This window comes from Paracoccus sp. J56 (assembly GCF_019633685.1).
In the GTDB taxonomy this organism is placed as follows: domain Bacteria; phylum Pseudomonadota; class Alphaproteobacteria; order Rhodobacterales; family Rhodobacteraceae; genus Paracoccus; species Paracoccus kondratievae.
Map to the genome: position 1 here is coordinate 1 of NZ_JAFL01000054.1, position 8901 is coordinate 8901.

The window sequence follows — 8901 nt, forward strand, 5'->3', positions numbered from 1 at the left end:
CCGGCGTTGTTGCAGAAGTCAGTGTGTGAGCGCAGTTTCCCCTTTTCGCGTTGAGTTCATGCCACGCGTTTGATCTCGGCGGATCCGAGGGCATTGAAGCGGTTCATGAGGGCGATGCGGATATGGATTTCGGCGGTCTGGCGGTCCGGGTCTCGTGATGAGATGCGTTCACCGAAGGCCTTGAGGCAGCGCATCCTTGCCTCGATCCTGCTTCGGACGTGATAACCTGACCAGCGCTTCCATATGGCCCTGCCCAAGCGCTGGGTTGCCCGGAGGATCTCGTTGCGCGCCCTGGCGGCGGGGCAATCCTCCTTCCAGAGACGGCCATTCCGCCGGATCGGGATGATGGCGGTGCCGCCTCGATCCAGGATCGCGGTGTGGCAGCGTCGGGTGTCAAAGGCACCGTCGCCGGTGACGGTGCCGATCTGTTCATCCTCTGGGATCTGGTTGAGCAGGTCGGGCAGAACAGGGCTGTCGCCTTCACGGCTTGTGGTGAATTCGACGGCGCGGATGTCACCTGTAGCCGTGTCCATCGCCAGATGAACCTTACGATATTGGCGTCGGCGATGCGGGCCATGCTTGCGGGCAAGCCATTCCCCATCACCAAGAAACTTGATCCCGGTGCTGTCCACCAGCAGGTTCAGCGGCCCCGGCGCACGGCGGCTCGTGATCTGAACCGTGATGCGCTTCTGCCTGCGGCTCAGGGTCGAGAAATCGGGCACCCGCCAGTCGAGCCCGGCCATCGAAAGGATGCTCGCCACCATCCCTGTCGTTTGCCGGAGAGGCAGGCCGAACAGAACCTTCACCATCAAGCAGAACTGGATCGCGGCATCAGAGAAGACCGGCGGCCGACCATTGCATCCGGATTTGGGTGCGCGCCAAACCATGTCCTTGTCCAGCCAGATCAGAAGGGACCCGCGCCGCTTCAAGGCATCGTTGTAGGACTTCCAGTTCATCGTGCGGTAGCGGGTCGGCTCAGGCTTGCTCATACTCGCCCCTTAGCCCACTGGATTCGCAGTGTGAATCCCTCAGAAAACGGAGTTCTGCAACAACGCCCTCTGTCAGGCAAATCACCCGAGTGCCCCGGCAGGCGGAGGCACAGCCCGCGCTCCTTGCGGTCAGACCGGAATCTGCCGCAAGATCAGGAACAGAAGCGCCGACAGAAGCGCCGCGGCTGGAACAGTGACGACCCAAGCCGCCCCGATGGTCAGCACATGCAGCCTGCGGACCAATTTACGGCGACGGCGCTCTTCGGCGGGGATGCTGTCTTCGCCTGGGATGGCCATGCGGGCCTGTTTCAGGCGTCGCTCGGCGTCCCATTCGCGGAAAAAACCCACACCAAAGATCGCGCCAACCGCGATATGGGTCGAGCTGACCGGCAGCCCCAGCGCACTGGCGAGGATCACCGTGACCGCTGCCGACAGCGCGACACAATAGGCGCGCATCGGGTTCAGCTTGGTGATCTCACTCCCGACCATGCGGATCAGTTTGGGTCCGAACAGGCTAAGGCCAAAGGAAATCCCAAAGGCACCGATCAGCATCACCCACAGCGGGATGGTCACATCGTCGTTCAGATTGCCGGTCTGCACAGTCTGCACGATAGCTGCCAGCGGACCGACCGCATTGGCAACGTCGTTCGCGCCATGGGCAAAGCTCAGCAGAGCTGCCGACGCGACCAGAGGAATGCCGAACAGCACCTTCAGGGATTTGTTGCGATTCTCCAGTCCCTCGGACTGACGACGGGTGACCGGGATCATCAGCAGCCAGCTTGCGGCACCCACAATGAGGCCAAGCAGCAAAGCCGGCCCCATCGAGATGTGGATGATCTGCTTCAGCCCCTTCATCACCAGATAGGCGGCGAAAGTGCCCGACATGACGCCGACCAGAACCGGAACCCAGACCCGGGCGGCCGCGATCTTGTCATCGCGATAGATGATGCGGCTCTTGATGAACCACAGAACGCCTGCTGCCACCAACCCACCCAGCAGTGGCGACACCACCCAGCTTGCCGCGATTGCAGCCATCTGATTCCATTGCACCGCACCGATACCGGCACCGACAAGGCCCGCGCCGACGACCCCGCCGACCACGGCATGGGTGGTCGATACCGGCGCCCCGATCCAGGTCGCCAGGTTAACCCACAGAGCCGAGGAAAGCAGTGCTGCCATCATCGCCCAGACAAAGGTTGCAGGTGTGTCCAGCGCCTCGGGCGCGACGATGCCCCTTGAGATGGTCGAGACGACGTCGGCACCGGCGATCAGCGCGCCCGCGCTTTCAAAGATCACCGCAATGACGATGGCCCCGCCCATGCTAAGCGCATTGGCCCCCACCGCCGGCCCCATATTGTTTGCGACATCGTTGGCACCGATGTTCAGAGCCATATAGGCGCCAAACACGGCGGCGGTGACAACGACCAGCATCCTGCTGCTCTGTCCCAGCATCATTACCGCAGCCAACCCGGCCAGAATGATGAAGACAAGCGCGATGCCGGGCGCCACCAGAGGCCGCGAGACATAGGCGGCTGCCGCCTCCAGATTTGCGAAACGACCCAGATCGCGGTCCAGTGTTTCCAGGTGCCGAGGCTCAAGATCCTTGTCAGACATGTTCCGCCTTTCTTTTCGCCGGGTGCTAGGCAGGATTCATCAATCTGGCAAGGCGGATCAGATAAAAGAAGCTGCATAGTTGCCTTACCCGCATCACGCCATCGGCGGTCGCTGGTGAAATCGCCGCGATCATGCCGGTCAGTGGGAGTCGAGCCGTCCCGTATGTTATCATCTCACCGGAGCCGGCCTTTGACGCCCGTCGGCATATCTTGAGTTATGAGGATTTACCTTCCCCCTGGTAGCCAGACCCCTGGAAACGAGAAGGTAAGGATATCCGCCCTGACCGCTTGGTCATGGCAAGTGCCTGGAGGTTGGTGATTGGTCCGTTAGCGCAGCTCACCCGCCCCGACGCGAAAACAGTCTGCGCCCCACGGCAAGGATCAGCTCTGCGCAAAGCCCAAGCAGCCCCGCGATCACCAGCAAGCCCGAGATCAGCCCCAGCCAGCCGATGACCGTCATCGTGTAAAGCACCCCGCCGATATCACGCCCCCACACCATGCAGACATGGGCTGAACCTTCATCCAGCCTGCACCCGTTTATCGAGGCAATGAGACCCGCCAGCAGGACCGAGAGCACAGGCAAGGCCCCGATGAAAATCATCGCGAGATATTGCCAGATCCGCATTCTTAGCCTGCTCAATTTCCCGGTCTCCGGCTTGCGCACTCTATCCCGGCAGAATGGCTTGCGTCAGAGGTGCAGGACAAGGCCCGACAACGGCGCTGAAAAACGCTCGCAACTCATACCGGTGAAAGCGTGTGCCCCAACCGGATCCGCGCACCTTATAGCTGGACGAGATAGTCCCTGAACCTTCGACCGGGCTGCAACGGAAATGTCTCGCCCGTCTCAATGGCGCTGGTAATGCGATCCAGCCGGAAATTACGAAAATCCTCGCGCAGTTCGCACCAGCCGGTCAAAAGCCAGGCCTCGTCAAAGATCGTCAAGCCCAGCGGATGGACCCGGCGCAAGCTCTCACGCTCATCAAGGTTACGGTAATTCAGTTGGATGATCCGCCGCTGCCGTATCACACGGCGCAAAAGGTCAGCCCATCTTGCCGCCAGTTCATCACCGGCGCGCTGGCGGGTGACCGCAAGCATTGGCAAAGCACGAAACAGCTCACCCCGATCCGCGCCCATAGTCCCGGCCAGTTTGCCCGAAACACGTTCGGCCGCGTCCTTTAGCCCTGCCCCGTCGCGCGCGCTGATAAGACGCAGGCCTAACATGATCGCCTCCATCTCATCTGGGTCGAATTGAAGGGGCGGCAGGAAATAACCCTTTTCAAGCTGATAGCCCATGCCAGATTCGCCCCGGATCGGCGCCCCCATAGCCAAAAGGCTGGCGATGTCGCGATAGATGGTGCGCTGGGACACGCCAAGACGCCCGGCCAGCACCTCAGATGAGACCGGGCGATGCGCCAGGCGCAACTGATCAAGCAGCGCAAAGAGCCGGAGCGTTTTCATCTCGCCGTCTCTAACACCCCTGACAACAGGTGTCAGGGGGGATCGCTAGAAACGGTCGGGATGACAACTGATAGTAAAAGGAGCCAAAGGCCCATGACCGGACAATGTATCGAGATCGTCACCTACAAGGTCAGCAATCCCGATGAGGCAGACTATCAGCGCGACGGCGCGCAGGAAAAGGCGGCGCGCCTGCCGGGATTTTCTGGGTGGCTCGCCCTCAGCGGCTGCAAAGACCGGGGCATGCGGACCGATCTAGTGATCTGGGAAAATGCGCAATCCGCCGAGGCCGCAGCAGAAGTGGTGGGCAAGGGCAAAGATTTTTCCGGATTCCGTGCCTCGATCACCGAATTTGGCGGCATCGGCCATTACGCGCCTCCACGCGGAGGGCTGGCCCTGCTGCAACCGGGAAGCGGCATCGAGATCGGCCAGTTTCGCCTGCGCCCCGGCGTAAACGAAGCGGATCTGCGCATGGCTCATGACAGGATGATCGCGGATCATCTTTGTCGTCAGCCGGGGTGGCGCGGACAGCGGCTGATCCGGCTGCAGGACGGGACCTACATGGACATCGCCTTTGCCGGAACGCAAGCGCAGGCACAGGCCATCTGCGCCAGCTGGACAGGAATCCCGGCCTGCGAAGCCTTCCTTGCCCTGATCGAGCCGATCAGCATGGAGTTCGGCTCGATCCTTTGAAGCAGGCTGAAGCCCGGGTTACTTGGTGGTATAGCCGCCGTTGACCAGAATGGTCTGGCCGGTCATCCACCAGCCTTCCGAAACCATGAAACGGATGTAGGGCACGATATCCTCGATATCCGTCAGCCCGGTTTTCGAGAATTTCGACAGCGCCGCCGCCGTCCGGTGATAGGCGACGGCGTCCTCACCCTCGGCCGGATAGAAGAAGGGCGTGTCCATCGGTCCCGGACCGATCGCAGTCACCGAAATGCCGCGTTCACCAAACTCTTTGGCGGCTGCGCGGGTGAAGTGCTCAACCGGGGCCTTGGTGCCCGCATAGCTGGCGTAGAAGGGCGTAAAGGCCCCCAGCAGCGAGGTGACCAGCGTGCAGATCTTGCCATTGTCATTCAGGTGCCGGCCCGCCTCTTTGATAAAGAAAAAGGCCGATTTGGCGTTGACCGCGCTCATCTCATCATATTCGGCCTCAGTGATTTCCAGGATAGGCTTTTTCAGCACTTTGCCGACGGTGTTGATGGCGATGTCAGGCCTGCCGATAGCAGCAGTGACATCAGAGAACAGTTTTTCCATCGCCGCGGCGGTGGACAGATCGGCCTGAAACGCGACGGCTTCGGCCCCGGTCGCCTTGATCGCGGCAACCGTCGCCTCGGCGTCTGCTTTGGTCGAGGCACTGTTGTAATGAATGGCCACCGCCCTTGCCCCATGCGCGGCCAGATCGCGTGCGATCAGCCCGCCCAGGTTTTTGGCCCCGCCCGCAATAACGACAGTCTTACCCTTGATGCTGTGATCAGTCATATCTCGGCTCCGCTTTTGATATGCGGAAAACCTATCGTCTGGATTTTGACGATAAAGGCAGCCATTCTGACATCACTTGTCAGTATACCAGAACAATTGGGCAAACTATTTGGATCGTATAGACCTGTTTCGGGTTTTTACCCGCGTTGTCGATTGCGCAAGCTTTACCCGCGCGGCGGACCTGCTTGGTATGCCGCGATCCTCGGTCTCGGCCGCAGTGCAAGAACTTGAACAAAGGGTCGGGGCGCGGTTGCTGCATCGCACCACGCGCAAGGTCGCGCCGACGCAGGATGGCTTGGCGTTTTATGAGCGATGCCAGCGCCTGATTGCCGATGTCGATGAGGCCGAGAACCTGTTCAGGCAATCCCTGATCCAGCCTTCGGGGCGGCTGCGGATCGACGTTCCGGGCCGGATCGGGCGGTTGATCATTGCCCCTGCCCTGCCTGAATTTCTGGATCGCTACCCGGGCATTGATGTCGATCTGGGCGTCACCGACCGGGCGGTCGATCTGGTCGAGGCCGGAGTTGATTGTGTCCTGCGGGTCGGAGAGCTGGAGGATTCCAGCCTGATCGCCCGGCCAATCGGGAAACTTGCCCTGATCAACGTCGCAAGCCCCGCCTATCTTGAACGATATGGCGTACCGGAAACACCCGCCGATCTGACCCACCATTACGCGGTCAACTATGCCTCGCCCTCAAGCGGGCGGATCGAGGATTGGGAATGGATCGAAACCGGCACGACGCACCGGCTTGCCATGCGTGGCCGGGTCACGGTCAACAATGCCGAGGCCTATATCGCCTGTTGCCTTGCTGGTCTGGGCCTGATCCAGATCCCGGCCTATGACGTCAGACCGCATCTTGAGGCAGGCGAGCTGATCGAGGTGATGCCGGCGCATCGGGCCGCGCCCATGCCGATGACGCTGCTTTATCCTCACCGTCAGCATCTCTCGCGTCGGATGCAGGTTTTTGCCGACTGGCTGGACAGTATTTTACAGGCGCAGATTATATTCTAAGACCTTGGAATGATGGGCCTTTGATATTGCTGCGCAATCAGGATGCGGCCCGTTTCAGCCTGGGATGATCTTACCAGTCAGGGCTGGGCGAGCGGATTTTCTTTGCTGTGGCCTTCCCGAATTTAGAATGGCCTCGGGATCAGGCGCCCTCTTAATGTCGACCAAACATGCCGTGTTTCCTGCGGGCGGGAAGCAAATGGCGATTGGTGTGACAGGACGGCGATGACAGAGGAAAGATCGGGTCATGGACCGCCGCATGGCGCCGCCTTGGCCGTGGAAAAGATCAGGTTGCAATCCGGCGGCCTTACCGTGCTGGATAAGGTCAGCTTTCAGGTCCAGCCAGAAGAGGTCCGCTCGGTCATCGGGCCGAACGGGGCGGGGAAATCCTCGCGCGTGAACGTGATCTGCGGGCTCTGTCGCCCGCAATCCGGCCATGTGATCATCGACGGGCAGCGCCTGCGCCATGTCAGGCCGCGTGTGCTGTTGCTGGATGAGCCGATGGCCGGGCTGACCAGCACGGAAAAAGCCACCATGGCCCAGCAGATCGAGCGGGCCCGCGCGCATCTGCGTCTGGCCATCGTGTTGGTCGAACATGACATCTGCGTCGTTATGCGGCTGTCGGACCGGATTGCGGTGCTGGATCATGGGGTGCTGATCGCGGACGGCACACCGGCCGAGGTCCGGCACGACCCCGAGGTCATCCGCGCCTGTCTGGGGGCGGAGGCCGCGTGATGGGGTACGCTTTCCCCTTTTTCCTCGAAGTCACCATCGGCGGCCTGCTGTCTGGCGTCATGTATGCCATGGCCGCCATAGGTTTCGTGCTGATCTGCAAAACCTCGGGTGTGCTGAATTTTGCCCAGGGCGCGATGGTGCTGTTCGCGGCGCTGACCTTTGTCAGCCCTGTCGAACATGGATTTCCCTTTCCCCTCGCCATCGCGGCAACGCTGATCGTGATGACGGTGCTGGGTTTTGTGATCGATCGCACGGCGCTACGCCCGCTTGCCAACCGCTCGCCCATGGTGCTGTTCATGGCGGCATCGGGGCTTTCTTACGTGATCGAGGGGCTTGCCCAGCCGATCTGGGGCACGCAGGTCCACCGGCTGGCCCTTGGCATCTCAAACACATCTTTTGAGATCGGCGGCATCTTTATCCCGACCTTCGACCTGGTCGCGGCGGCGATGTTTGCGGTGCTGACGATTTTCTTTCGCTTCACCCGCACGGGCCCTGGATTTCGCGCAGTTGCCGACGACCAGTTCGCCGGGCTCGCTGTCGGTCTAAGGCTTGACCGCACCTGGGCGACGGTCTGGACAGCGGCCGGATTTGTCGCGCTGGCCGCCGGGCTTTTGTGGGGCGCACGGCTGGGCGCGCAGTTCAGCCTGTCGCTGATCGTGCTGAAGGCCCTGCCCGTTCTGGTTCTGGGCGGCTTTGGTTCCATCCTCGCCGGCCTGCCGGTCGGCACCCCAAAGAAACTTGCAGAGCCCTATCTGGGCGGCACGCAAGAGATTCACCCCAGTTGATACGGAGAAGACAATGACTGTTCATCAACGTAGCGGCGCCGAGCGCAATCCTGTTCCTCCGGTTTCCCGTCCCGCAACCCCGGCCAATATCATCCGGACCGCCGATGAGGCGATCGAGGTCGCCAAAACCCTTGCCGCCGAGTTCGAAAAGGGCGCGTCCGAGCGCGACCGTGACCGCATCTGGCCGGTCTCCGAGCTTGACGCATTCTCTCAGTCCGGGCTGTGGGCAATCAATGTGCCAAAGGAGTTCGGCGGTGCCGACCTGTCCTGGGTCGTGATCAACCGGGTTATTACGATCATATCCGAGGCCGATCCCTCGCTTGGTCAGATCCCTCAGAACCACCTGGGCGTCGTCTCTGCGATACGGACCGTCTCGGAACGCCCCCAGCAAGAACTGCTTTTTAGCGAGGTGCTGAAGGGCGCGCGTTTTGGCAATGCTTTTTCCGAGTTCGGCACCAAACGAGCTGCCGAGTTCAATACCAAATTCACTGACAAAGGCGACCATGTGTGAGAACGGCGGTGGGAAATTCGTCCACGGTAGCGGTGGCTTGGTGCTGCTGCGGGCGGCGTAAAAGTCGTCCACCTATTCCCTTTCTGCGGCGGCAGGGAGGGCGTGAGGATTTACAGCGTGGACCTATATCTGAGAGTTCGCCAGGCTTGCGCGGAAGGCATGAGCCAGCGGGAAGCGGCGCGGGTGTTCAACATCTCGCGTGACACGGTTGCGAAGATGATGACCTTCTCGGTGCCACCGGGCTACCGACGGACGGCCGAGGTCAGGCGGCCAAAGCTTGATCCTTTCATCCCGATCATCGAGGGCTGGCTGGAGGCGG

The 8901-nt window shown here is 61.1% G+C and carries 11 protein-coding genes; 6 read left to right on the forward strand and 5 right to left on the reverse strand.

Annotation, left to right across the window (positions count from 1 at the left end; translation table 11 throughout):
• Positions 1–56: 56 nt before the first annotated feature.
• The 4 genes from M511_RS18525 to M511_RS18540 form a co-directional block, all read right to left on the reverse strand.
• Entirely contained in the window at positions 57–989 is a 933-nt protein-coding gene (locus tag M511_RS18525) for an IS5-like element ISPpa3 family transposase (RefSeq protein WP_085502451.1), read from the reverse strand.
• Between the two features lie 129 nt (positions 990–1118).
• Positions 1119–2603 carry an inorganic phosphate transporter gene (locus M511_RS18530; RefSeq protein WP_010400172.1) on the reverse strand — a complete coding sequence of 495 codons (1485 nt, stop codon included), beginning with the start codon at positions 2601–2603 and terminating at the stop codon, positions 1119–1121.
• A 336-nt stretch (positions 2604–2939) separates the two neighbouring features.
• Positions 2940–3227, reverse strand: a complete 288-nt coding sequence (locus M511_RS18535; RefSeq protein WP_010400173.1) for a hypothetical protein — start codon at positions 3225–3227, stop codon at positions 2940–2942.
• A gap of 155 nt (positions 3228–3382) precedes the next feature.
• Positions 3383–4060 carry a helix-turn-helix transcriptional regulator gene (locus tag M511_RS18540; RefSeq protein WP_085503189.1) on the reverse strand — a complete coding sequence of 226 codons (678 nt, stop codon included), beginning with the start codon at positions 4058–4060 and terminating at the stop codon, positions 3383–3385.
• A gap of 93 nt (positions 4061–4153) precedes the next feature.
• Between M511_RS18540 and M511_RS18545 the strand changes: the two genes are divergently transcribed.
• Positions 4154–4750 (forward strand): hypothetical protein, encoded by a 597-nt coding sequence (locus M511_RS18545; RefSeq protein ID WP_085503191.1) that lies wholly within the window; start codon positions 4154–4156, stop codon positions 4748–4750.
• A gap of 18 nt (positions 4751–4768) precedes the next feature.
• Here M511_RS18545 and M511_RS18550 read toward each other — a convergent pair whose 3' ends face one another.
• Entirely contained in the window at positions 4769–5542 is a 774-nt protein-coding gene (locus tag M511_RS18550) for an SDR family oxidoreductase (RefSeq protein ID WP_010400177.1), read from the reverse strand.
• Between the two features lie 109 nt (positions 5543–5651).
• Between M511_RS18550 and M511_RS18555 the strand changes: the two genes are divergently transcribed.
• From M511_RS18555 to M511_RS18575, 5 genes are all read left to right on the forward strand, one after another.
• Positions 5652–6554, forward strand: coding sequence for a LysR family transcriptional regulator (locus tag M511_RS18555; protein ID WP_085503193.1), 903 nt, complete (start codon positions 5652–5654; stop codon positions 6552–6554).
• 222 nt (positions 6555–6776) lie between these two features.
• Positions 6777–7286, forward strand: a complete 510-nt coding sequence (locus tag M511_RS18560) for an ATP-binding cassette domain-containing protein (protein WP_085503195.1) — start codon at positions 6777–6779, stop codon at positions 7284–7286.
• On the forward strand, positions 7286–8071 hold the full coding sequence (locus M511_RS18565) for a branched-chain amino acid ABC transporter permease (protein ID WP_085503197.1): 786 nt from the start codon (positions 7286–7288) through the stop codon (positions 8069–8071). Before M511_RS18560 ends, M511_RS18565 begins: the two co-directional genes overlap by 1 nt.
• A gap of 13 nt (positions 8072–8084) precedes the next feature.
• Positions 8085–8582: an acyl-CoA dehydrogenase family protein gene (locus M511_RS18570; RefSeq protein ID WP_240547708.1), complete on the forward strand. Its 498-nt coding sequence runs from the start codon at positions 8085–8087 to the stop codon at positions 8580–8582.
• A gap of 117 nt (positions 8583–8699) precedes the next feature.
• A partial coding sequence (locus tag M511_RS18575; protein WP_139824633.1) for a helix-turn-helix domain-containing protein occupies positions 8700–8901 on the forward strand: 202 nt, incomplete at its 3' end.